Source organism: Oleiphilus sp. HI0128 (genome assembly GCF_001635365.1).
The window spans coordinates 1-288 of sequence record NZ_LWGG01000579.1; the positions used below are offsets into that span (position 1 = coordinate 1).

Here is a 288-nt window from a genome sequence, read left to right on the forward strand (position 1 = left end):
ACATACAGGCGCACTTCCTCAGCAAGTTAAATGCTCAGGAAGTCGTAAACTTCACAGAAGACCTCGATACAGATGATCTCGCCGACATACTTCAGCAGCTACCTGACAATGTATCAGCTGAAGTCCTTGAGTCAATGGACACGCAAGACCGTGCCCGTGTCGAGGAAGTCCTCTCATATCACGAGGACACTGCCGGCGGCTTAATGAATACAGATACCGTCACCATCCGCCCCGGTATCACTATTGACGTTGTGTTGCGTTACTTAAGAAGACACCGTTCCTTACCAG

At 49.7% G+C, this 288-nt stretch carries 1 protein-coding gene; it reads left to right on the forward strand.

The features are described 5' to 3' along the window. The coding region (locus tag A3763_RS07045; RefSeq protein ID WP_197482823.1) for a magnesium transporter at nt 1-288 on the forward strand (288 nt) is incomplete at both ends.